The following is a 21183-nucleotide window of genomic DNA, read 5'->3' on the forward strand; positions in this document are numbered from 1 at the left end:
AGCAGTGTCAACCGCCCTTGCGTGAAGGGCAGTCGGCGGACAGCGTGAGACTCAGCCGAAGACAGAGGCCGAGCACCTGCCGGAGGAGCGTCAGCTCCACCGATCCGGGCACACCGGAGCCGCAGACCTTCGCGCACGGGCGGTTCTTCATGAGGGTCGACATCCCGCCATCGTACCCCTGGGGGGTATACCTGGGCGGGGGAAGCGGCCCGTACGATGACTGGCCCTACGGGGGAGGGGATGCACGTGCGCCGGCTGGGAGAGCTGGAGGCCGAGATCATGGACCGGCTGTGGGCCTGGCAGCGGCCCGCCACGGTCCGCGAGATCGTCGACGACATCAATCGGGGACGCAGGGTCGCCTACACGACGGTGATGACGGTCGCGGACATCCTGCACCGCAAGGGCTGGCTCCGCCGCGAGAAGTCCGGACGGGCCTGGCTGTACGAGACGGTCCGCAGCCGCGAGGAGTACACGGCGGGCCTGATGCGGGACGCCCTCGGCGACAGCCAGGACCGCCCGGCCGCCCTCCTCCGCTTCGTCGAGGTCATCTCGGACGAGGACATGGCCGCCCTCGACGCGGCCCTCCGCGCCGCCCGGGGCGATCAGCTCCCGCACCCCGGGGACGGGGCCGGCGCGTGAACCACCACGTCCTCGTCCCGCTCGGGCTCGCGCTCCTCACCGGCTTCCTCGTGCCCTGGCTGGTGGTCCGGGCCCGCTGGGCCCAGCAGGTGCCCCGGCTCGCCCTCGCCGTCTGGGCCGCCTGCGGCGCCGGCTTCGCGGCCGCGGCGGCGCTGCTGCCCGCGCAGCTGGTCCTGTCGGGAGAGAGCAGCCACCGGCTGGCGGACATGCTGTTCACGTTCCGGCCGCCCACACCCGGCCAGATCCTGCACCTCGACGGGCGCGAACGGTTCGCCTTCTCCCTCTCGCTCCTCGTCCTGTCGCTGCCCGCCGCCGCGTTCGTCCGCCGCCTGACCAGGGCCCGGCGGGTCCGGGCACGGCACGCGGGCGTGCTGCGGCTCGTCGGACGGTACGACCCCGCGCTGCGCGCCACCGTCCTCGACGACGACCGGCCCGCCGTCTACTGCCTGCCCGGCCGGTCGCGACGGGTCGTCGTCTCCTCGGGCGCGGTGCACACCCTGACCCCCGCCCAGCTCGCGGCGGCCCTCGCGCACGAGCGGGCGCACATCGCGGGGCGGCACCATCTCCTGGTCGCGGCGGCCGAGGCCTTCGCCGCCGTCTTCCCGCGCCTCCCGCTCGCGCGCCACGGCGGGAGCGCCGTACCGCTGCTGCTCGAAATGGCCGCGGACGACCGGGCGTTGCGCCGCTGCACCCGCGACGCGCTCGCGACGGCGCTGTACGCCCTGGCCTCGGGCCGGGCGCCGCGGTCGGCGTTCGCCGCGGGCGGCCCCTCGGCGGCGCTGCGGATGCGGCGCATCCTCACCCCGTACAGCGCGGGACACCCCGTCCTGCGCGGTCTCCTCACGATCGCGGCGGCGGCGCTCGCGATGGCGCCCTTGATCGTCGCCTGCTGCTCGTTCCCCCAGTAATCGTGAACACCGTTATTTACTAAGCGAATTCGTAGATTTCGCATCGGTCACGGACCGCGGAATACGCCGCTATTGTGGGTACGTTGGGGCTCGGACTCGGCACGTCGAAGGGTGCACAACCAATGCAGCTCGCTGGCGTTCGTACGGCAGCGGCCGGCGACGCGACGACGATATCCAGACTGCTTGCCGACATCATCCGGAGCAGCTACGCCGGAATACTGGACGAAATCCCGATGCGCCGGCTGATCTCGGCCCAATGCGCACTCCCCCGCATACGCGCGGAAATTGAAATTCCGGGGGGCGCGCCCGGGTGGCTCGGCTGGCTGGTCGCCACGGACGCGGAGGGCGCGGTCGTCGGCGTGGCCGCCGGCGGGGTCCCGGTGCCGGGCGAGGGCGAGGTGTACGCGCTCGCGGTGGACCCCGGCGCGCGCCGCGCCGGGGTCGGTACGGCCCTGCTCGCCGCCGCGACCGAGCGGATGCGGGGCTACGGCGCCCGCGAGCAGCGGGTGGAACTCCCGGCGGTGGCCGACCCGGCGCTCCCCTTCTACTCCCACCTGGGCTTCGCCGCCCTCTCCCCGAGGCGCTGGAGCAGACCGCTCTCCTGAGCCGCACCGCGGCGGAGCCCGAGCGGCACCGTGGCAGATCCACGCCATCGCGTGTTCACGCAGGCCGATCCGGTGGATCGGGGTTCCCTCCCCAGGTCAGGATGGGTTCAGCGGCGCGGGCCCGGCGGCACGGGTACCTCGTCCGGACGGCATGGACCGAGCGAGCCCCTGGAGGAGCGATGCACACACCGAGCGGCACTTCCCTGCCCGTCGTGCCCGCAGCGCTCGCTCCGGTCCTGCCGTCCCGATACGGCCTCGACCAGGAGCCCGCCCCCGGCGCCGGCATCCGGGTCACCGCCGACACCCTCCCCGGGCTCGAATCGGTCTCCCCCGCCGACGAGAACTCCGTCTGGCTGCACGACGCCCTGCTCGGCCCGCACAGCGCGGACATCGTCCGCTACCTCAGCCTCGCCCGCTCCACCGGCGGACCCGTCCTCGACCTCGGCTCCGGCGCCGGGCGGCTCGCCGTCCCGTTCGCCCGGCACGGCTTCGCCGTGGAAGCCGTGGACCGGGACGCCTCGGCCCTGGAGCGCCTCGAAGGCTGGGCCCGCAGGATCGGTCCGCAGGTGGCCGGGCTCGTCGTCACCCACCGCGCGGAGCTCACCGGGCTCCGTCTGGAGGGCAGCTACCGGCTGGCGCTGCTCGCGGGCGCCATGGTCACCGCCGTCCCGCCGGCCAGCCGGCCGGAGCTGCTCCGCGAGGTCGCCGCCCATCTGGAGACGGGCGGGGCGCTCGCCCTCGACTACACCGCGCACCAGCTGCCGGGCCTGATCGCGGAGCCGCGGCGGACCTGGGCCTTCCAGGTGCCGCGCTTCGACGGCATCGACGAGTGGGTGGTGGCCCGGCAGGTCTTCGACCTGCCGTCGATGAGCGAGCGGATCACCTACTACGCGGCCAGGACCGGCAAGCTCTCCACGGAACGCGTCGTGCTCACGACCGACAAGTGGATCGTCGACCCCGAGCGGCTCGTGGCCGAGCTGCAGTCGGCGGGGCTGCACATCGAGGGCCGGCGGCGGCACCGGATCGACGAACGGACCGAGTCCGTCCTCCTCGTCTGCCGGACGGACGACTGAATCGCGGGGAGCACGGACGGCCGAAGAGCGCCTGACGAGGTTGACGAGCAAGAGGTACGATGCCCACAAAAGTTTGAGCCGACCAGGTGGCGGGCGGAGAAGATGGCAGTCGTGGAAGAGCTGACGGGCCGCGAGGCGGTGATCCAGCGCCTGCGCGATGTCGGGCTGCGGGTCACGGGCCCGCGCCTGGAGGTGCTCACGGTGCTCGCCGCCGGCGGCCATCTGGACGTCGAGGCGATCACCTCGACGGCCCGCGAGCGGCTCGGCACGCTGACCAGCCAGGCCGTGTACGAGATGCTGCGGCACTTCCAGGAGACCGGTCTGGTCAGCAAGTTCGACCGCCCCGGCCTGCCCGCGGTCTTCGAGATCTCCGGACCGGCCCACCAGCACGCCCTGTGCACGGTGTGCGGCCGGGTGGAGAACGTCTCCGCGACCGCGCCCGAGCCGCCCCGCGGCGCCCTGCCGCAGTGGCGGGTGGACGACGCGGAGGTCGTCTTCAGGGGCCTGTGCCCCGACTGCCGGGCGGACGCCCCCGGCGCCTGAGCCACGGTCAACTCCGTGCGTGTCGTTCGAATATGTGGCAGGGTCTAGCGGGGCGATTCAACAGGGTCCGCGTGGATCCGAGGGGAGTCTGCTGCGCCGTGTCCAGAAACGCCGCCGTGACCCGCGCGGGGAGCGAACAGGCCCTCGCCGTCTACCAGGAACTGCGCGCCCGCCCCGAGGCCGGCTTCGACGAGGTCGCGGACGGGTTCGAGCTCTCCGCCGACGAGCGGGACCGATGTCGGCGCGAACTCGCCTCCTTAGGTCTCACCGCCGGCCGTGAAGCCTCCGGCCCCGGCCCCCGCCCCCTCGTCGTCGACCCCGATGTCGCCCTGCTGCGGCTGCTGCGCCGGGAGCGCGACCGGCTCCAGGACCGCCTCGCCGCGACCAGCCGCGCGCACACCGCCCTCGAAGCCCTCGCCGGCCCCTTCCTGCGGGCCGGGGCCGCGCCCAGCTCCGAGGTCGAGGTGGAGATCGTCACCGATCCGCAGCGGGTGCTGCGCGAGCTGACGGACCTGACCGCGTCCGTGCGCACCGCCGTCCACGTCATGCACACCGGCTCCGTACGGCGCGAGGAGATGGCCGCCGAGCTGGAGCGGGACCGCTCCCGGGCGGCCCGCGGAGTGCGGGTCCGCGCCATGTACAGCCGCCGGGTCGGCACCGTGCCCGAGATGACCCAGCACCTGGAGGACCGGGCGGCGCTCGGCGTGGAGCTGCGCCTCTCCCCCGTCGTCCCGATGAACATGGTCCTCGCCGACGAGAACTTCGCCCTGCTGCCGACGGACCCGCACGACCCGGACTCGCCCACCATCCTCGCCCGCGGCCCGGGTCTGGTCCGCTCGTACCTCGCGCTGTACGAGTACTGCTGGCAGGCGGCCGCCCGGTACGGCGAGGAGCCCGGGGAGCCCGGCGGCGACGGCCTCTCCGACCAGCAGCGGGCCGCGCTGCACATGCTCGCCTCCGGCATCAAGGACGAGCAGATCGCGCGCAGCCTCGGGGTCTCGCTGCGGACCGTCAGCCGCCTGCTGTCCGAGGTCATGCAGGAGCTGGGGGCGGCCAGCCGCTTCGAGGCCGGCGTCAAGGCGGCCCGGCTCGGGCTGCTCGACGGCGAGGGGCCGGAACCCGTGGCCTAGCACGAGGAGTTCGGATGTCATGGAGGACGCGCACGGGCCGCAGGGGCCGTGCGGACCGCAGAGAGCGCACGACGGACTCCCGCCGAACCGTATGACAGGGTGAGGGCGGGGCGACTCGGAGGATGAGGGGGGTCACTTCGCCATGGTCACCGCGGGCGACGGCATCGGGGACGGCACGACCGACGTCCTGCTTGCCGTGTACCAGGAGCTGCGCCGCCGGGGCGTCTCGGACTTCGAGGAGGTCCGCAGGGAACTCGGTCTTGCGGCGGAGGAGTACGAGCGATGTCGCCGCGAACTCCTCGCCCTGGGTCTCATCGTGCCCACGGGGCAGGTGCACGCCACCGTCACCGCCGTGCAGGACGGCAGCTGGCGGTCGGAGACGGACACGGTGGCGGCGATCGACCCGGAGATCGCGCTGCTGCGGCTCCTGGAGCGGGAGCGGGAGCGGCTGCGGGAGCACCTGGCCGAGGCGGACGAGGCGTACAGCACGCTGGAGATCCTGGCGAGCTCCTATCTGCGGGCCGAGGCCCTGACCCGGGCGGAGGCGCACGTCGAGGCGCTGACCGACTACCGCAGGATCCAGCAGGCGATCGAGGACATCACCGATGTGATGCAGGAGAGTTCGGCCTCGCTGCACCCGGGGACGCCGGGCCGGCAGAACCCGGAGCTGATGCTCGACCGGGACCGGCGGCAGCTCGCCAACGGGGTGCGGGTGCGCGCCATCTACGGCCGCCAGGAGGCCACGGACCCGCAGATGGAGAAGTTCCTGGGGCAGCGGGCGGAGCTGGGGGTGGAGATCCGGCTGGCGCCGGTGGTGCCGATGAACCTGATCATCGCCGACCAGCAGTTCGCGCTGGTGCCGATCCGGCCCGAGGAACCGGGCGAGGGCGCGATCCTGGCGCGGGGCAGCGCCCTGGTGCGGCCGTATCTGAGCCTGTACGAGCACTGCTGGCACACGGCGACCCCGTACGGGAACGAGGCGACGGCGGAGGCGGGCGGCGACGGGCTCTCGGAGCAGCAGCGGGCCGCGCTGCACATGCTGGCGTCGGGGATGAAGGACGAGCGGATCGCGCGCACGCTGGGGGTGTCGCTGCGGACGGTCAGCCGGATGATCTCGGAGCTGATGCAGGAGCTGGGGGCGACGAGCCGCTTCGAGGCGGGGGCACGGGCGGTGCGGCTCGGCTGGCTGGACTGACTCTTTCCGGAATGCGCGGGAAATCACCGCGGCCCCGCAATCGTGGCAGCGATTGCGGGGCACGGCCGAGCGCATGAATTCCCGGGTGAATTCCCGGAGGAATGGCCTCAGTTGGTCGGGGTCGGCTTCGGGGGAACGACCGGCCAGCCGTTGTCCTCGGCGACGCCGGCGATGGTCTGCGGGGTGACCGGGGCGCTGCTGTCGGAGTCGACGGCGAAGGCGGCGCCGCCCGCGACGGCGGTACAGGCGACCGCCGCGACCAGCAGCTGACGGACGGCCTTGCGGATACCGGTGTTCTGCGCAACGGACATGATTCCTCCAGGACTTGGAATGTGAATTCCGTCTTCCGGGGCCCGTGCCGCCGGGCGTTCCCTGAAGACATCTCCATTCTGTCCCGGCCCCCGAATCGAATCCAGGGATAGTCTCTGCGTGGACCCGCCATGGCGTGGATGCGTCAATGCGCCCTCGCCGCAACGGAATTGAGCGATCCGGAGCTCGCCATACCTTTGGTCGAACCAAAAGAGATGCTAGACTTGTGCTACGGCCTTCTCGTTCCTCCAGGAGAGAGAGGCCGCCGGGGCAGGGGCGTGCCGCCGCCCCTGCCCCACCTCCCGCTCCAGCGCCCCCCGGTACACCTCGATGGTCCGGCCGGCCGACGCCCGCCAGCTCATCCCGCGCGCGTGGCGCACCGCCGCCGCCCCCATCGTCTCCACCGCCTCCGGATGCGCCGCGAACCAGCGCAGCCGGCGCGCGTACTCCACCGGGTCGTGCCCCCGCACGAGCAGCCCCGTCACCCCGTCCCACACCGCCGTCGGCAGCCCGCCCACCGCCGCCGCGAGCACCGGCGTCCCGCACGCCTGCGCCTCCACCGCCACCAGACCGAAGGACTCGCTGCGCGAGGGGACGACCAGCACGTCCGCCGCCCGGTACCAGTCCGCCAGCCGCTCCTGCGGCACCGGCGGGAAGGACCGCAGCACATCGGTGACCCCCAGCTCCTCCGCGAGCCGCCCCACCGAGCCCCGCCCGGTGGCGCCCGAATGCCCGCCCACCACCGGCACCAGGAGCCGGCGGCGCAGCTCGGGCGCCTCCCGCAGCAGCTCGGCCACCGCCCGGACGAGCACGTCCGGGCCCTTCAGCGGCTGGATGCGACCGGCGTAGAGCGGCACGAACGCCTCGGCCGGCAGCCCGAGCCGGGCCCGGGCCGCCGCCCGCCCTCCCCCGGAACCCTCACCCGGGCGGAAGGTGCGCAGGTCGACCCCTGGTCGCACGACCTCGGTCCGCGCCCCCTCCGCCCCGTACAGCGAGCGCAGCGCCTGCGCCTCGTCGGCCGTGTTGGCGATCAGCCGGTCCGCGCTGCCCACCACCTGGTGCTCGCCCCGGACCCGGAGCTCGGGCTCGGGGGTGTCGCCCTCGGCGAGCGAGGCGTTCTTCACCCGGGCCAGGGTGTGGGCGGTGTGCACGAGCGGTATCCGCCAGCCCACCGAGGCGATCCGGCCCGCCTGCCCGGAGAGCCAGTAGTGCGAGTGGACCAGGTCGTAGCGCCGCTCCTCCTTGAGCAGGGCCAGCGCGAACGGCACCACCAGGTCGGGCATGGCCTCCTTGGGCAGCGCCCTGCGCGGCCCGGCGTGGAGGTGACGGACCCGCACGCCCGGGGCGAGCTCGACGAGCGGGGGCGCGCCCTCGCCCCGGCAGCGGGTGAACAGGTCGACCTCCGCGCCCTGTTCGGCGAGGGCGCGGGAGAGCTCGACCATGTAGACGTTCATGCCGCCGGCGTCCCCCGTCCCGGGCTGGTGGAGCGGGGAGGTGTGGACGCTGAGCATGGCGACGCGCAGGGACACGTGGGGCTCCTGAGGAGTGGGGGGCCACGTGTCCCTGCGCGTCGCTCGCGCGCGCACGGTCACGCGGCAGGGAGGGGACTGGACACTGCTCGTACGGAAGTACTTAGTTGCTTAGTAGTTATGGGGATCAGAATCCGAAGACAGGGCCCGACGGCGGCGCCAGCCTGGTCCCCGGCAGCGGACCCGTCAGGGCCTGCCAGTCGACCGGGCGCCCCGGCTCCACCTGGAGCGCCGCCGCCAGCCGGCCGGCGCCCTCCGGCATCACCGGCCGCGCCCACGCCGACAGCGCCGAGGCCACCGCCAACTGCGCGGCGAGCGCCGGGAGATGACGGCAGGAGGTGCTGGGGCGGCACCGCTCGTGGGCGTTGACGTGGCCGAAGTCGGCCACCGACCGGACCATCTCGTCCAGGACGGCGACCGCCCGGCGCGGGTCGAAGGCGTCGGGGCCGTACGCCTCGCGCAGATCGTCCACGCCCCGGTGCAGCCGCCGCTCCAGGATCTCCCAGCCGGTGCCGCCGGGCAGCGCCTGCGGGGCGAGACCGCCGCACTCCTCCCGCACGGCCGAGAAGAGCCGGGACAGCCAGCTGTTCCAGTTCTCGTCCAGCTCCCTCCGGGCGGTCGCGAGCCGATCCCGCCGGAAGACCGTGCGGCGGCCGAGCGGGCGGGCCTGGAGGACATGGCGGCGCAGGGTGTCGGAGCCGTACTCGGTGAGCAGGTCGAGCGCCCAGGCGTTGCCCTCCTGGACCCCCTCCTCGATGACGTACGACTCGTTGACGTTGAAGTCCTGCGGCAGCTTGATGTCCTGCGCGAGCAGCAGCACCGGCAGCAGCACGGCATGGCAGAACGCGTGCCCGAAGCCGCAGAAGTGGATCGCCCGGCGGGGCAGCGGGCCCGTCACGTCGTAGCCGAAGAGGTGCATCGCGGCGGCCTCGAAGCAGCCGTCGACACGGTGCTCGGGGAAGCCCTCGACCGGCACCGGCAGGCCCCACTCGGCCGGGTGGCCGACCGCGATGTCCGGCAGCCCGTCCTCGACGAGCGACTCGCACAGCGCCGCCAGCCGCGGCGGCAGCCCGGCCGTCGCCCAGTAGTCGGCGAGGATGTCCCGGAACGGCTCCAGGGGCACGTACAGCCGGCGGCAGCGACGGGCGACCGCCGGGGTGTCGCAGAGCGCGCAGCGCGCCGAGATCAGGTCCCCGCCGTCGTTCGGACGGGCGCACTCGTGGCACATCCCGCCGTCGCTGACCGCGCCGCAGTGCGGGCAGGTGCCGGTGGCGTGCGCCCCGTACAGCCAGCGGTCGCACGGCTCGCAGTACGGGAGCAGCCGGGTCCGGGGAGCGATGACCCCCTGTGCGTACAGCTTCGCGAAGAGGTCCTGCACCCAGCGTCCGTACCCCTTGTCGCGGCGCGGGCGCACGATGTGGTCGAACTCCACGCCCGAGCGCAGCCAGTCGGCGGTGATCGCGGCGCGGTAGCCCTCCGCGACCTCCTCCGGCTTGCGGTGGTGGCGCAGCGCCCGCACCTCGACGGAGCTGGCGTGGTCGGCGGTGCCGGTGGTGAACCGGACCGCCTCGCCCTCGGCGCGCAGATAGCGGGTGAGGACGTCGGCGGCGACGTACGGCCCGGCGAGGTGGCCGATGTGGAGTTCGCCGTGGGTGGCGGGCGGGGTCGCGGTGATCCAGACGGGGGTGCTCATGGGACCTCCTTGACGCGGTGTGTTTCCGTCGGTCAGCGGGGCTCGAAGTGGAAGGAACGGATGAAGCAGTCGCGCGGCTGCTCGACCGCGTAGACGATGCACTCGAAAAGGGCCTGCGTGGTCAGCTTCTCGTCGGGTGCTATTCCGTCCGGATTCGATCCGTCCCATTCCGCGAAACGCGGGTCCGAGGTCGAGAAATCGGGCGGGAAGAGGGAGAAGACGCGCACCCCGGAGGGCCGCAGCCGGCGCGACAGGATGTCGGCGAAACCGGCCTGGGCGCTCTTCGCCGCCCAGAAGGCCTCGTGGGCGACGCCGGCGGTCGCCGCTGAGGCGCCCTCGGCGTCGCGGACGGCGACCATGTTCACGATGTCGGGCCGCAGCGAGCCGCGCAGCAGCGGCAGGAAGTGCTTCACCATGAGGACCGTGCCGCCGGCCGTCGACTCGATCGTCTCCACGATCTCGGCGTCGCTGGCCGCCTCCAGGTCCATGCCGTCGAGCCAGCGGGCGCCGTTGTTGACCAACAGGTCCACCCGGTCGGTCCGCTCCCCGACCCGGGCCGCGAACTCCCGGATCTCGGCGGGCCTGCTCAGGTCGCAGCCGAAGGCGTGGATACGGTCGCGGGCCGAACCCATGACCTCGGTACGGGTCCGCTCGGCGGCCTCGACGGTCCGCGCCGACACGTAGACCTCGGCGCCGAGATGCGCGAATCCGACGGCGAGCGCGCGACCGAAATAGCGGGACGCCCCGGTCACGACGACACGCAGATTCTCGAATTTCATGTGTGTCTGCTCTCCCCACGGATACCGATGGCCGGTCCATTTCAGCGTGGCAGAGGCACGGCGTTCCGAGCGCGCCGAAAGGGGTGCGCATTCACGCCGTTGCGTGGACACGCCACGGCAGCTCCAGGCTTTCGAGCACCTCGGCGCGCTTGTGGTGGACGCGGACGCGGTCGTGCGCGGCGGAGACCGTGACCGTGCCGGTGGGGGTGCGGACGGGACCCCGCACTGCGGGCACGACGGTCCCGCCGATCGCCCCCGCGGCGGCGAGGGCGGCGGCGCCGGTGAGGGCGAGCCGGGGGTGCCAGCCGCCGACGGTCAACGCGCGGACGGACAGGCCGTCGGGTCCTTCGGCGAAGGCGGCGATCTTGGGGAGGGCGGAGGTGGGGGGATGCCCGAGCCGGCGGGCGGCCTCGGCGCGCAGGGCGAGGAGCTGACGCTCCGTCGCTCCCGGCTCCAGCCGCCGGGCGTCGACGAACACGTACGGATTGCCGTACCGCACGAGGGAGACGGGCACGCCGAGGAGGACGTCGACGGGACGGCCCGTGGGGAGCGTGCCGGGAGCGTCGGGCGCCTTGAGGAAGCTGAGCGTGTACGCGTCGTGGTGGGGCTCGCGTTCGCACAGCACGGTGTCGCCGGTGGTCACGGCACGGACGGTGACGGGCCCGGGGCGGCCGTCGGCGACGACACAGGCGAGGAGGGAGTGCCCGCACCCGGCCCGGAAGTCGAAGGAACCGTCGGGGAGGGCCTGGACGAAGCGGTAGTGAAGGGTGAGGGGGTCGAAGAGAGCGATCTTGTTGAGGCGGGGGTGGGGGGTGGCGGCGAGGGCGCGTCGCAGCTCGCCGCCGAGGGCGAGGGCGCCGACGGGCAACCGGTCGACCCGCACGACGAGCGTGGGCCCGGGCGCGTCCTCGGCCCGCACGACGGTGGCCGCCACCGTTGTGGGCGCCTCCGCCGGGCGCGCCCCGGCCGTTGTGCGCATACGTTCCTCCCCCAGACTTCGTCCGGGAGATGCCCCCATCGCCCTGCGGGACGATTGCCCACACGGGCGTGGCCCCGGGGCGCAGCCCCCCTGCGCCGGCGCGGGTTCGGGACGGGAAGGTCCCGGGGGTTCAGGCCGCACAGCCGGCCGGGATCCGCATGCCCTGGACGACCTCCGTCCACAGCTCGTGGACGGCGAGGGACCAGAGCGTCAGGGCGGCCTGCGGGGTGGGGTGTTCCAGGTGGCGGGCCAGGAGCTTCGCCGCCCGGTCCGCGCGGATCTTCCCGCCGAGGACCAGCCGCGCCGGGGAGAGCATCTCGCGGACGAGGTCCAGCAGCGGGCCGCCGGGGGCGAGCATGGCCGCGACGGGCAGCGTGAAGGGCTGCTTGGGCCGCCGGAGCACGGACGGGGGCAGGAGCTCGGCGCCCGCCTCGTACAGCGCCCGTTTACCCGTCCGGGCCGCCACCGGCAGGGACCGCGCGTGGGTGACGACGGACGGCTGGAGGAACGGCAGCCGGGCTTCGACGGCCCAGGCCATGGAGAGGTGGTCGAGGCGTCGCAGGTGGTACGCGGGGAGCCGCCACCGGGTCTCGAAGGCGGTCATCGCGGTGAGCCGGTCCGCTCCGACCGCCTCGGCCGAGCGCAGCTCCTGTGCGATGCGGTCGGCGGCGGAGCCCGTATCCGCGATGTACGCACGGTAGTTGGCGGTGTAGAGGTGCTCGCGGAGCAGGCGCGGGGCCGCCGAGAGCGCGTCCGCGTACGCGCCCGCCCAGTCCGCCCCCTCCGGCGCCGCCAGCGCCGCCCGCATCCGGTCGTATCCGCCGAAGAGTTCGTCGGCGCCGTCGCCGGTGAGGGCGACGGTGAAGCCGTTCTGGCGGACGGCGCGGAAGAGGGCGTAGGTGGAGAGGGTGATGGGGTCGGCGTTGGGCTGGCCGAGGTGGCGGACGGTGCGGGTGAGGAGGGAGCCGAGTTCGTCGGGGTCGACGGCGACCTCGTGGTGGACGGTCCGGGCGCGGCGGGCGACGGCGCGGGCGTACGCGGCCTCGGAGTCGGGCCACCGGCCCCGGTAGGTGAGGTGGAAGGTGTGCAGCGGCGGCGCGTCGGTCTCGCGGGCGTGCTCGGCGGCGAGGGCGGTCACGAGCCCGGAGTCGAGGCCGCCGCTGGTGACGGCGCAGACGGGCACCTCGGCCCGGGCGAGCCGGCGGACCTCGTGGCGCAGGACGTCCTGGGTGCCGCCGAGGGGTTTCACGCGGTGGGGGCCGCGGCGTCGGACGACGGGGGCCGTGCCCGGGCGGACGAGGGCGGTGGCGCCGGGCGGCAGGACGTCGACTCCGGCGAGCGCGGTGTGGGTGGAGAAGGAGGTGCGGGTGGCGAGGACGGTGTCGAGGGCGTCCTCGCGCGGGGAGATCCGTACGCCTTCGAAGGCGAGGAGGGCGGGGATCTCGGAGGCGAAGCGGGTGGAGCCGTCGTACGGGTCGTGGTGCAGGTGGAGCGGCTTCATGCCCATGTCGTCGACGGCGAGGACGAGTTGCGTACGGCCGGGCCGCAGGTCGAGGAGGGCGACGGCGAACATGCCGTCGAGGTGTTCGGCGAAGGCGGGTCCGTACTCGGCGTACAGCGCGGGGAGCACGGTGCCGTCGCAGCGGTCGGGGAAGCGGTGGCCGCGGGCGGCGAGGGTGCGGCGGAGCTCGGCGTGGTTGTAGATCTCGCCGTTGAGCACGGCGAGGATGCCGGGCAGGTGGGGCAGCCGGTAGGGCTGCCGGCCGCCGCAGGGGTCGGTGACGGCGAGCCGGTCGCAGCCGAGGGACCAGCCGGGCCCGCTGAGCACGTGGTGCTCGTCGGGTCCGCCGTGGCGCTGGCGGGCGGAGACCGCCGCGAGCTGGGCCGGCTCGGGGCGGTCCGCCCCGGCGGCGAAGGAGCCGAGGATCCTGCACATACCGGTCACCCTCCAAGCACATCACCCAACATGTCACAGCCAATGATTTGAACGTACCAAGTTTTTGAATGGCGCGTAAGTGCCATGTCCTGTTCACGCCACGGCTTGGCCTTGCGACGCCCCCGCCACCCCAACAGGCTGACCCCATGGAGGACTTCAACCGGACCACCCCCGAGTCCCTGCTGGTCGTGGCCGCACACCCGGACGACATCGAGTTCTGCGTGAGCGGCACCGTCATGCAGTGGATCGAGCGCGGCACCCGCGTCACGTACTGCATCGTCACGGACGGCGGCGCGGGCGGTTACGACGAAGCGCTCCCCCGCCAGGCCATGGCGGACCTGCGCCGCGCCGAGCAGGTCCACTCCGCCAAGCTCAGCGGCGTCGCCGACGTGCGCTTCCTCGGCTACCCCGACAGCTTCGTGGAGGCCTCCGTGGAGCTCCGCCGCGATCTGTGCCGGGTCATCCGCGAAGTACGGCCGCAGCGCGCCATCATCCCGTCCCCCGAGATCAACTGGGCGCGCGTCGCCGACCTCCACCCCGACCACCGCGCGGTCGGTGACGCGTCTCTGCGCGCCGTCTACCCCGAGGCCCGCAACCCCTTCGCCCACGCGGAACTCCTCAAGGAGGAGGGCCTGGAGCCGTGGACCGTCCACGAGCTGTGGCTGATGACCGGGCCCACCCCGAACCAGTACGTCGACGTCACCTCCGTCTTCGACCGCAAGGTCGAGGCCCTGCGCATCCACACCTCGCAGACGGCCCACTTCGACGACCTGGCCGGCCTCCTGCGCGACTGGCTCGGCGAGCACGCGACGGCCGGCGGACTGCCCCCGGGCCGGATGGCGGAGGCCTTCCAGATCGTGCACATCGACTGAGTCTTGTCGCCTCTCGGGACGCGTGAGACCGTGACGGACCAACGCACGTGATTCTGGGGGGGAGTTCACGCCATGGCGGTCGAGAGGTCGGATGCGGACAAGGGTCTGATGGACCAGCACGCCCTGCCCTGGGTGGAGGCGAACGAGGACGACGCCCACGCGGCCGCCGACCGCCTCCGCCCCTTCGGTGCGAAGTTCGCGGACGACCGGGCGGACGCGGCCAAGGCGGTCGAGCGACTCGTGTCCAGCGGGCAGGGCGAGGCGAACAAGGCGCTCGCGGAGCACTGGGAGGGCCTGGCGGCCCAGTTCTCGCAGGTGTCCTCGGCGGCCGGGACCATCGCCGACGGCATGGACGGGTGCGGCGACATCGTCTCCGGGGCGAAGAACGCCGTTCTCGACCTCGTCCACAACCTGCGGTCGTCGGTCTCCCGCCTCTCGGACGCCATGATGCCGACGACCGACACCGCGCTCACCCAGGCGGAGGCGGCGGAGGCGGAGAAGGTCAGGCCCCGGTTCCAGGCCGAGGTGACCTCGGCGACCACCCACGGCGAGGAGCGCCTGAAGCGCGTACGGAACGACAGCGCCGTCGGATCCCTCAAGTCCATCGCCGGACTGCCCGAGGGGACCGGCGGTGGCACCGGCCGGCAGGGCGACGGCACCGGCGGGCAGGGCGCCGACAGGATGCACCTGGCCTCCGCCGGCGGCTCCTGGTGGGGTGATCTGATCCACGACGACGACGAGCACACGCACGCGGCCAAACGGCTCGGGAAGATCGCCGACCACATCCGTGACACCACCTCGCAGCCCCTCGCCCAGGCCGTCCTCGCCGTGACCGAACTCGGCGCGAGCGGCGCCGTCGGCGCCTCCCTGGCCGCCGGCATCCGCCCGCTCCTCGACGACCTCGTGCTCGCCTCGCTCGCCCTCGCCGACCACCTGACCGGTCCGCTCACCGGTGCGATCAAGGCCGCCGCCGAGGAGCAGAAGCGCAGGCAGGACGAGATCAGGGACCGCTTCGGCTGGAGGCGCTAGAGAGCGTCTCGCCGATCGGGCCGGGACAGCCCACTGGGGCCCGCCTCGTGGCGGGCCCCAGTGGGCTGTCGGGCGGGGTTCAGCAGGCGCCGAGGTCCTGCCAGACGCCCCACTCGCCGGTGGTGCCGGGCTCCTCGCCGGTCGTCCACCACTTGGCCTTCCAGGTGTGGCCCTTGTGCGAGACCTGCTGGCCGCCGGTGTACACGCTGGAGGACACCCACGGGGCCGCCGTGCACTGCGTGGCGCCGCCGGTGACGGTCAGGGAGAGGACCGCCGCGTGTCCGGCCGACGGGCTCGCTCCGTTCACCACGAGCTGGTAGGTGCCGGAGACCGTGGCCGCCGTGGTGTTCACGGTGAGGGTCGAGGAGCCTCCGGCCGTCACCGAGGCGGGGCTGAGCGTGGCGGTGACGCCGGCGGGCAGTCCGCCGACCGTGAGGTTCACCGTCTGTGCCGTGCCGGCGGTGACGGCGGTCTTCACCGTGGCGGAGGTGGACGCACCGGCGGTGACGGTGGCGGCGGCCGGGGTGGTGGTCACCGAGAAGTCGTCGGCCGGGGTCGTGGTCCCGCTGGTGAAGGGGGCGAAGATGTGCGAGAAGTCCCAGGTGTTCTGCTGGATGCCCGAGCAGTTGTCGGCGGCTGCGCCGCCGGCGCAGCCGCCGTTGTCACGCTGGAGTGCCCAGAACGAGAGGGTGTTGATGCCCTTGGAGACCGCCCAGTCGTAGACCGTGCGGGCGTTGGCGAGGGTGAAGGTCTCGGCGGGGCCGAAGTCGTCGACGCCGATCATCTCGGTGATGCCGACCATGCCCCAGAGCTGGGCGGACGTCTTGGTGGGGTAGAGCTTGGCGAGCTGGTCGTAGAGGCCCTGGGCGGCGGTCTTGGTGTCCGCGGCCATGTCGTGGGCGGCGTTGTCGTAGTAGTCGAAGGTCATCATGTTGACGACGTCGACGCGCGCGCCGTTGGTCACGGCGTTCTTGAGGACCGCGAGCCCGCTGGCGGCGAGGCCGTGGGTGGTCGTCGGCAGGGTGTACGAGATCTGGATCTGGCGGCCGTTGGCGGCGGCCCAGTCCTGGACGACCTTGATGGCCTTGTTGCGGCGGTCGATGCCGGCGGTGTTGTCGAGGGAGTCGACCTCGATGTCCATGTCGAGCCGGGTGACGTCGTAGGTCGTGATGACCTTCTCGTACACGGCGGCGATCTGGTTGACGTCGGTGCAGCTGTCGGCGATCTCGGTGCCGGTGGTGTCGGCCGTGTAGCCGCCGAAGGAGGGGATGACGTCGCCGCCGCGGGAGCGCATGGTCGCGATGTCGGCGCCGAAGGAGGACGCGGCGACGGGCAGACCGGTGTCGCCGTTCCAGTAGGCGGTGCAGGATCCCTTGGCGGCGGTCTGGAGGAACGCCATCGTGAGGTGCTTGGCGCCCGACTGCGCGCTGAGGGCGGCGGGGCTCTCCCCGGTCCAGGACTCGAAGTAGGGGGCGAAGACCCGGGCGGGGAGCGGGGTGGCCGCCTGGGCGGGGGCGGTGGCGACGGTGGCGAGGCCGAGGGCGGCCACGGCGGTCACGGCGGCGGTGAGGGCCGAGCGGAGCGAACGTACGCGTCGTCTCATGGCAATCCAATGACTGTGGGGGGGGTGTGGGGGTGCGTCAACGTCCTTGTCGCGCACGACTGTTGCGATACGGAGTAACCCCGCGGCCATGGGCACGTCAATGACCTGGACCAAACTTGGACTAGACCAATTTCGCGCTTCGTTGCGTGGTACATCCAGCCGGCGCGGGCGCGTGCTGGAGCGATGCGCGCGGGCCGCCGGATTGGTCCAGCGAGCCCAGCCTCACGGCCTCCGCGCTCGGAAGCGGTTCCTCCGCCGACCGCCCGGGTACCTGGCGTACATGTCAAAAGGCTGGCGCTGGTTCCTCCTGGCCGTCCTCGTCGTCTGGACCGTCTTCGCGCTCCAGTGGACGGATCTCGGCTGCGACTACCCCGAGGCCTATCTGGCGGTGCTCCGCTTCGGCACACCGGAGGGCCTGGAGTTCCTCCCGGCCTGCGCGGGCTAGCCGGTTCCGCTGCCTAGGATCGCCGCATGACCCGTCACTCGCGCTCGTCCCTGTCGCTCTGGTCGCGGGACTCGTTCCTGTCCGTCGGCTCGGTCGGATCGACCCTCTCGATCGGCTCGGTCGGCTCGTTCCTCTCCGTCGGCTCGGTCGGCTCCGCCCTCTCGGTCGCCTCCGTCGGCTCCTGGGCCAGCCTCGGCTCCCTCCTGTCCGCCCGGTCCAGCTGGTCGGTCCTCTCCTGGCGCTCCCACCGGGGCGTCCTCGCGGCGGGCGCGGTGCTCGCGGTGGCGGGGACGGTCGCGGTGACGAGCGCCCGCCGGACCCGCTGACGCGCACCGGGGCGCGAGCCGAGCGCGTGTCGGGCGCGTGTCGGGCGCGGGCTGGTCAGAGGGTCTCGGGCACCCCCGGGCGGAGCCATCGGAGACGGTCCTCCAGGTCCGGGGCCCCGAAGGCCTCCGTGATGCGGGCCGGGTCCTCCGCGAGGTGGGTCCAGGAGTCGAAGTGGAGCGGGACCACCGTGCGGGCGCCCAGGGTGCGGGCGAGGGCCGCGCCCTCCCCGGCGCTCATCGAGAAGGCGCGGTCGCCGGTGGACGGGAAGTGCGCGTCGCCGAGGTGGAGGAAGGCCGTGCCGATACGGAAGCGGGCGGCGATCTCCGTGAGGGCGTCGTGGCGGACGGTGTCGCCCGAGACGTAGAGCGTGCCGCCCTCGTACGCGACGACGAAGCCGGTGACCGGGCCCGTCACGTGCTCGGTGCCCTCCGGGCCGTGCCGGGCGGGGGTGGCCGTGACCGTGACGGCCGTGGCCCCGGCGGTGATCCTCCGGCTCTCCCAGGGCGCGAGCCCCTCCGCCCGGCCGCCGAGGCGTGCGGCGGCCTCCGGGGTGGTGAGGACCGCTCCCGCGCGGGCGAGGACCTCGCGGCCGGTCCGGTCGAGGTTGTCGGCGTGCTGGTCGTGCGAGAGCAGGACCAGGTCGACGGGCGGGAGTTCGGCCGCGGTCAGCGCGGGGCCCGCGGTGCGGTGGAGCGGGCGGGCGCCCGGGTAGTCGGCGGGGGCCGGGTCCAGTGCGGGGTCAGTGAGGACGGTGAGGTCGCCGATGCGCAGGAGGACGGTCGCCGTGCCGAGGTAGGTGGCGGTGACGGTCTCGACGGGCGCGCTCACGCGCAGGCCTTCGAAGCGCCCGTCTCCGAGGCGCCGGCCTTCGAGGCGTCGATCTTGGCCTGGAGGGAGGCCAGGAGGCCCTGGAGGAGCTCGATGGTGAGCTCGTCCGTGAGGTTGCCGTCGGCGTCGAAGCGCTCGTGCGAGCGGAAGACGTGGACCTCGGGCTTCACGACGACGTCGCTGTCGGTCCAGACGAAGACCTGACGGAGGGCGAGCTGCGCCCGGACCGTGCCGAAGTTGGTGGGCGCGGCGCCGAGGATCGCGGTGGGCTTGCGGTGCAGCGGGAGGCCCTCGGTCCTCGTCCAGTCGGTGGACAGCCAGTCGAGCGCGTTCTTGAGGACACCGGGGACGGAGTAGTTGAACTCCGGTGTGGCGATGAGCAGTCCGTCCGCCTCCATGACCCGGCGGCGCAGCTCGTTCACGACGGCCGGGCGCAGCTCGGGGGTGTCGAGGTCCTGCTCGTACGGCGGGATCTCGCGCAGGTCCTCGTAGATCTCGATCTCCTGGCCGCCGGGGTTGAACTTCCGGGCGGCGTGCAGCAGTCGGGTGTTGTGCGAGGCGGCGCGGAGCGAGCCGGAGATGGCGAGGATCGTGGACGCGGTCATGGGAACCCCCCAGTTCGTCGGGTGAGCCGGCGGGTGCCGGACTCGACGGTCCTGAAGCTAAACCGATCGGTTCAGTCTGTCAACCAAACAGTTCAGTCTTGACAGTGAACTGAATGGTGTAGTTCATTCGAGGGCATGGCCACTCACGCGCTCACCGCAGGGCGGACCGTCGCCCGCGTCGCCCGCCCCTTCCACACCTACGAAGGCGCCGGATTCCCCGTACGCCGCCCCTTCCCGACCGAGGAACTCCCCTTCGTCGACCCCTTCCTGATGATTGACCAGGTCGGACCGGTCGAGCTCGCGCCGGGCGAGGCGAAGGGCGCGCCCCCGCACCCGCACCGGGGCTTCGAGACCATCCAGTACGTCCTCGACGGCGACATCGCGAACGCCGACTCGCGCGGCCACCGCGCCGTCGTCCGCGCCGGCGGCGCCCAGTGGCTCACCGCCGGCTCCGGGATCGTCCACGAGGCCCTGCCCACCCCGGAGTTCCTCGCCTCGGGCGGACGGCAGCACATGCTCCAGATCTGGCTGAACCTCCCCGCCCGCCTCAAGGGCGTCCCGCCGCGGAGCCAGAACGCCGAGCCGGCCGACCTCCCCGTGGCCGTCACCCCGGAGGGCGCCGAACTGACCGTCCTCGCCGGGACCAGCCACGGCGTGACCGGCCCCTTCGAGACCCGTACGCCGGTCCTCGTCGCCCACGGTCGGCTCGCGCCCGGCACCCGCGCCGAGTTCACCGTCCCCGCCGGGCACAACCCGATGGTGTACGTGATGCGGGGCGAGGCCACCGTCTCCGGCGAGCACCTCCCCGACGGCCACCTCGCGGTCCTCGCCCGGGACGGGGAACGGTTCACGGTCGAGGCCCCGTCGGCCACCGGGGCACCTGCCGCCGCCGGGGCCCCCGGCGCCGTCACCGAGGTCCTCGTCCTGACCGGCGAACCGATCGGCGAACCGGTCGCCCGCAGCGGGCCCTTCGTGATGAACACGCCCGACGAACTCCGCCGGGCGGAACGGGACTTCCGGCAGGGCCTGATGGGCCGGATGCCGGTATGACGGCGCTGTCGACGCCCCCGGAGGCCAAGGAGACCGCCCCCCGGAGCGGCCTCCTGCTCGCCGCCCTCGCCGCGCCCGCCGCCATGGGCGTGTCGGGGCCGAGCCTCGCGCTGCCGGAGGCCGCGCGCGCCCTGGCCGTCACCCCGGCGGCGGCCGCCTGGCTGATGACGGCGTTCGGACTCGGGATGGCGATCGGCACCCCGCTCCTCTCGGCCACCGCCGGACGGCGGCACGGCGCCGCCGGTGTCCTCAGGGCCGCCGCCGCCCTCGTGGCCCTCGGCTCCCTCCTCGTGCTCCTCGCCCCGAACCTGCCCCTGGCGATCGGCGGGCGGGCCCTGGAGGCGGCCGGAGCGGCGGGCCTGAACGTCGCCGCCTTCCAGCTCGCGGGCCGCGACCCCTCGGGCCGGACCCCGGGCCTGGTCGCGATCGGCAGCGCGGCGGGGGGCACCGCGGGCCTGTTCGCGGGGGCGGCGGTGGCCGGGGTGTTCGGCTGGCGCGGCGCCCTGGTCCTCCCGCTCCTCGGCCTGCTCCCCCTGCGCCCCGCGCTCCGCCTGGCGGGCGGGGAGCCGGCACGGACCGACGACACCCCCCGTACCTCCGCGGCCCTCCCCCTCGACATCCTCCGCGACCGCCGCTTCCTCGCCGCCGCCGCGCTCATGCTGGCGCTCTCGACCGTCAACTTCGCCCTGCTGTACGCCGCTCCGCGCCGCGTCGCCGCGCTCACCGGCTGGGGCGCGGTGGAGACCGGCGCCGTCGCGTCCGTCGCCGCGCTCACCGGGGCGCTGCTGTCCTGGCAGCTGGTCCGCGCGGCCCCGGCGCTCGGCCCCGCCCGGCTGCGGGTGGTCCTCGCGCTCGGTTCGGCCGTGGCGCTCGTGCTCGCCGTGACCGCGCCCTGGCCGGCGGCCGTCCTGCTCGGCTCGGGGACCAGCGCGCTCGTCACGGCCGGCGGTCAGGGGCTGCTCACGGGCGCGGCGACCGGGGGGCTGCCGGAGGCCCGGCACGGGCTCGCGATCGGCCTGTTCAACCTGGCGTTCCTGATCGGTGTCGCGGCCGGTCCCGCCCTCGCGGCCTTTGCAGACCAAACCGTTCAGTTCATATAGTGAGGG

23 protein-coding genes are annotated in these 21183 nt (G+C 73.5%); 13 read left to right on the top strand and 10 right to left on the bottom strand.

Features of this window, described 5'->3' with window-relative positions; genetic code table 11:
• Positions 1-7 precede the first annotated feature (7 nt).
• Entirely contained in the window at positions 8-163 is a 156-nt protein-coding gene (locus IE237_RS05420) for a hypothetical protein (protein ID WP_189800595.1), read from the bottom strand.
• 83 nt (positions 164-246) lie between these two features.
• Between IE237_RS05420 and IE237_RS05425 the strand changes: the two genes are divergently transcribed.
• The 7 genes from IE237_RS05425 to IE237_RS05455 all read left to right on the top strand — a co-directional run bounded on the left by IE237_RS05425 (position 247) and on the right by IE237_RS05455 (position 6093).
• On the top strand, positions 247-639 hold the full coding sequence (locus tag IE237_RS05425; protein ID WP_189800596.1) for a BlaI/MecI/CopY family transcriptional regulator: 393 nt from the start codon (positions 247-249) through the stop codon (positions 637-639).
• The gene (locus IE237_RS05430; protein WP_189800597.1) at positions 636-1547 is read left to right on the top strand and encodes a M56 family metallopeptidase; all 912 of its coding nucleotides are present in this window, start codon (positions 636-638) and stop codon (positions 1545-1547) included. The genes IE237_RS05425 and IE237_RS05430 overlap by 4 nt, the downstream gene beginning before the upstream one ends.
• 122 nt (positions 1548-1669) lie before the next feature.
• Positions 1670-2152 carry a GNAT family N-acetyltransferase gene (locus tag IE237_RS05435; RefSeq protein WP_189800598.1) on the top strand — a complete coding sequence of 161 codons (483 nt, stop codon included), beginning with the start codon at positions 1670-1672 and terminating at the stop codon, positions 2150-2152.
• Between the two features lie 179 nt (positions 2153-2331).
• The gene (locus IE237_RS05440; protein ID WP_189800599.1) at positions 2332-3225 is read left to right on the top strand and encodes an SAM-dependent methyltransferase; all 894 of its coding nucleotides are present in this window, start codon (positions 2332-2334) and stop codon (positions 3223-3225) included.
• A gap of 102 nt (positions 3226-3327) precedes the next feature.
• A complete protein-coding gene (locus tag IE237_RS05445; protein ID WP_229842265.1) occupies positions 3328-3768 on the top strand; it encodes a Fur family transcriptional regulator in 441 nt (146 codons plus the stop codon).
• 98 nt (positions 3769-3866) lie between these two features.
• Entirely contained in the window at positions 3867-4898 is a 1032-nt protein-coding gene (locus IE237_RS05450) for a helix-turn-helix domain-containing protein (protein WP_189800600.1), read from the top strand.
• A 142-nt stretch (positions 4899-5040) separates the two neighbouring features.
• Positions 5041-6093 carry a helix-turn-helix transcriptional regulator gene (locus IE237_RS05455; RefSeq protein ID WP_189800601.1) on the top strand — a complete coding sequence of 351 codons (1053 nt, stop codon included), beginning with the start codon at positions 5041-5043 and terminating at the stop codon, positions 6091-6093.
• Between the two features lie 107 nt (positions 6094-6200).
• On the opposite strand, the gene IE237_RS05460 is transcribed toward IE237_RS05455, so the two are convergent.
• The 6 genes from IE237_RS05460 to asnB all read right to left on the bottom strand — a co-directional run bounded on the left by IE237_RS05460 (position 6201) and on the right by asnB (position 13318).
• Complete coding sequence (locus tag IE237_RS05460; RefSeq protein ID WP_189800602.1) at positions 6201-6404, bottom strand: hypothetical protein; 204 nt, start codon at positions 6402-6404, stop codon at positions 6201-6203.
• A 216-nt stretch (positions 6405-6620) separates the two neighbouring features.
• A complete protein-coding gene (mshA, locus tag IE237_RS05465) occupies positions 6621-7913 on the bottom strand; it encodes a D-inositol-3-phosphate glycosyltransferase (protein ID WP_229842303.1) in 1293 nt (430 codons plus the stop codon).
• Between the two features lie 145 nt (positions 7914-8058).
• Entirely contained in the window at positions 8059-9624 is a 1566-nt protein-coding gene (locus IE237_RS05470; RefSeq protein WP_189800604.1) for a class I tRNA ligase family protein, read from the bottom strand.
• Between the two features lie 32 nt (positions 9625-9656).
• Positions 9657-10403, bottom strand: coding sequence for an SDR family oxidoreductase (locus IE237_RS05475; protein ID WP_116159600.1), 747 nt, complete (start codon positions 10401-10403; stop codon positions 9657-9659).
• A 91-nt stretch (positions 10404-10494) separates the two neighbouring features.
• Positions 10495-11382 (bottom strand): 2-methylaconitate cis-trans isomerase PrpF family protein, encoded by an 888-nt coding sequence (locus tag IE237_RS05480; protein ID WP_189800605.1) that lies wholly within the window; start codon positions 11380-11382, stop codon positions 10495-10497.
• Between the two features lie 130 nt (positions 11383-11512).
• Entirely contained in the window at positions 11513-13318 is a 1806-nt protein-coding gene (gene asnB, locus IE237_RS05485; protein ID WP_189800606.1) for an asparagine synthase (glutamine-hydrolyzing), read from the bottom strand.
• Between the two features lie 146 nt (positions 13319-13464).
• On the opposite strand from asnB, the gene IE237_RS05490 reads away from it, so the two are divergent.
• Positions 13465-14190, top strand: a complete 726-nt coding sequence (locus IE237_RS05490) for a PIG-L deacetylase family protein (protein ID WP_189800607.1) — start codon at positions 13465-13467, stop codon at positions 14188-14190.
• 72 nt (positions 14191-14262) lie between these two features.
• Positions 14263-15219, top strand: a complete 957-nt coding sequence (locus tag IE237_RS05495) for a hypothetical protein (RefSeq protein ID WP_189800608.1) — start codon at positions 14263-14265, stop codon at positions 15217-15219.
• Between the two features lie 79 nt (positions 15220-15298).
• Here IE237_RS05495 and IE237_RS05500 read toward each other — a convergent pair whose 3' ends face one another.
• On the bottom strand, positions 15299-16822 hold the full coding sequence (locus tag IE237_RS05500) for a chitinase (protein ID WP_189800609.1): 1524 nt from the start codon (positions 16820-16822) through the stop codon (positions 15299-15301).
• A 280-nt stretch (positions 16823-17102) separates the two neighbouring features.
• Here IE237_RS05500 and IE237_RS05505 point away from each other — a divergent pair, with 280 nt between their 5' ends.
• Positions 17103-17267, top strand: a complete 165-nt coding sequence (locus IE237_RS05505) for a hypothetical protein (protein ID WP_189800610.1) — start codon at positions 17103-17105, stop codon at positions 17265-17267.
• A 26-nt stretch (positions 17268-17293) separates the two neighbouring features.
• The gene (locus IE237_RS05510) at positions 17294-17593 is read left to right on the top strand and encodes a hypothetical protein (RefSeq protein WP_189800611.1); all 300 of its coding nucleotides are present in this window, start codon (positions 17294-17296) and stop codon (positions 17591-17593) included.
• Positions 17594-17648: 55 nt separating this feature from the next.
• Here IE237_RS05510 and IE237_RS05515 read toward each other — a convergent pair whose 3' ends face one another.
• Positions 17649-18422: an MBL fold metallo-hydrolase gene (locus IE237_RS05515; RefSeq protein ID WP_189800612.1), complete on the bottom strand. Its 774-nt coding sequence runs from the start codon at positions 18420-18422 to the stop codon at positions 17649-17651.
• Positions 18419-19027 carry an NADPH-dependent FMN reductase gene (locus tag IE237_RS05520; protein WP_189800613.1) on the bottom strand — a complete coding sequence of 203 codons (609 nt, stop codon included), beginning with the start codon at positions 19025-19027 and terminating at the stop codon, positions 18419-18421. Before IE237_RS05520 ends, IE237_RS05515 begins: the two co-directional genes overlap by 4 nt.
• A 135-nt stretch (positions 19028-19162) precedes the next feature.
• Here IE237_RS05520 and IE237_RS05525 point away from each other — a divergent pair, with 135 nt between their 5' ends.
• Both IE237_RS05525 and IE237_RS05530 read left to right on the top strand, forming a co-directional pair.
• The gene (locus tag IE237_RS05525) at positions 19163-20077 is read left to right on the top strand and encodes a pirin family protein (RefSeq protein WP_189800614.1); all 915 of its coding nucleotides are present in this window, start codon (positions 19163-19165) and stop codon (positions 20075-20077) included.
• Positions 20074-21177 (top strand): MFS transporter, encoded by a 1104-nt coding sequence (locus IE237_RS05530; RefSeq protein ID WP_189800615.1) that lies wholly within the window; start codon positions 20074-20076, stop codon positions 21175-21177. Before IE237_RS05525 ends, IE237_RS05530 begins: the two co-directional genes overlap by 4 nt.
• Positions 21178-21183 lie beyond the last annotated feature (6 nt).

The organism is Streptomyces tanashiensis (assembly GCF_014648895.1).
Lineage (GTDB): Bacteria > Actinomycetota > Actinomycetes > Streptomycetales > Streptomycetaceae > Streptomyces > Streptomyces tanashiensis.

Bases quoted from the DNA above. Each gene is read 5' to 3' on its own strand.
- IE237_RS05520 (WP_189800613.1), bottom strand. From the start codon at position 19,027: ATGACCGCGTCCACGATCCTCGCCATCTCCGGCTCGCTCCGCGCCGCC.
- IE237_RS05530 (WP_189800615.1), top strand. From the start codon at position 20,074: ATGACGGCGCTGTCGACGCCCCCGGAGGCCAAGGAGACCGCCCCCCGG.
- IE237_RS05435 (WP_189800598.1), top strand. From the start codon at position 1,670: ATGCAGCTCGCTGGCGTTCGTACGGCAGCGGCCGGCGACGCGACGACG.
- IE237_RS05505 (WP_189800610.1), top strand. From the start codon at position 17,103: ATGTCAAAAGGCTGGCGCTGGTTCCTCCTGGCCGTCCTCGTCGTCTGG.
- IE237_RS05470 (WP_189800604.1), bottom strand. From the start codon at position 9,624: ATGAGCACCCCCGTCTGGATCACCGCGACCCCGCCCGCCACCCACGGC.
- IE237_RS05510 (WP_189800611.1), top strand. From the start codon at position 17,294: ATGACCCGTCACTCGCGCTCGTCCCTGTCGCTCTGGTCGCGGGACTCG.
- IE237_RS05455 (WP_189800601.1), top strand. From the start codon at position 5,041: ATGGTCACCGCGGGCGACGGCATCGGGGACGGCACGACCGACGTCCTG.
- IE237_RS05475 (WP_116159600.1), bottom strand. From the start codon at position 10,403: ATGAAATTCGAGAATCTGCGTGTCGTCGTGACCGGGGCGTCCCGCTAT.
- IE237_RS05420 (WP_189800595.1), bottom strand. From the start codon at position 163: ATGTCGACCCTCATGAAGAACCGCCCGTGCGCGAAGGTCTGCGGCTCC.
- mshA (WP_229842303.1), bottom strand. From the start codon at position 7,913: ATGCTCAGCGTCCACACCTCCCCGCTCCACCAGCCCGGGACGGGGGAC.
- IE237_RS05440 (WP_189800599.1), top strand. From the start codon at position 2,332: ATGCACACACCGAGCGGCACTTCCCTGCCCGTCGTGCCCGCAGCGCTC.
- IE237_RS05490 (WP_189800607.1), top strand. From the start codon at position 13,465: ATGGAGGACTTCAACCGGACCACCCCCGAGTCCCTGCTGGTCGTGGCC.
- asnB (WP_189800606.1), bottom strand. From the start codon at position 13,318: ATGTGCAGGATCCTCGGCTCCTTCGCCGCCGGGGCGGACCGCCCCGAG.
- IE237_RS05460 (WP_189800602.1), bottom strand. From the start codon at position 6,404: ATGTCCGTTGCGCAGAACACCGGTATCCGCAAGGCCGTCCGTCAGCTG.
- IE237_RS05445 (WP_229842265.1), top strand. From the start codon at position 3,328: ATGGCAGTCGTGGAAGAGCTGACGGGCCGCGAGGCGGTGATCCAGCGC.
- IE237_RS05500 (WP_189800609.1), bottom strand. From the start codon at position 16,822: ATGAGACGACGCGTACGTTCGCTCCGCTCGGCCCTCACCGCCGCCGTG.
- IE237_RS05525 (WP_189800614.1), top strand. From the start codon at position 19,163: ATGGCCACTCACGCGCTCACCGCAGGGCGGACCGTCGCCCGCGTCGCC.
- IE237_RS05495 (WP_189800608.1), top strand. From the start codon at position 14,263: ATGGCGGTCGAGAGGTCGGATGCGGACAAGGGTCTGATGGACCAGCAC.
- IE237_RS05480 (WP_189800605.1), bottom strand. From the start codon at position 11,382: ATGCGCACAACGGCCGGGGCGCGCCCGGCGGAGGCGCCCACAACGGTG.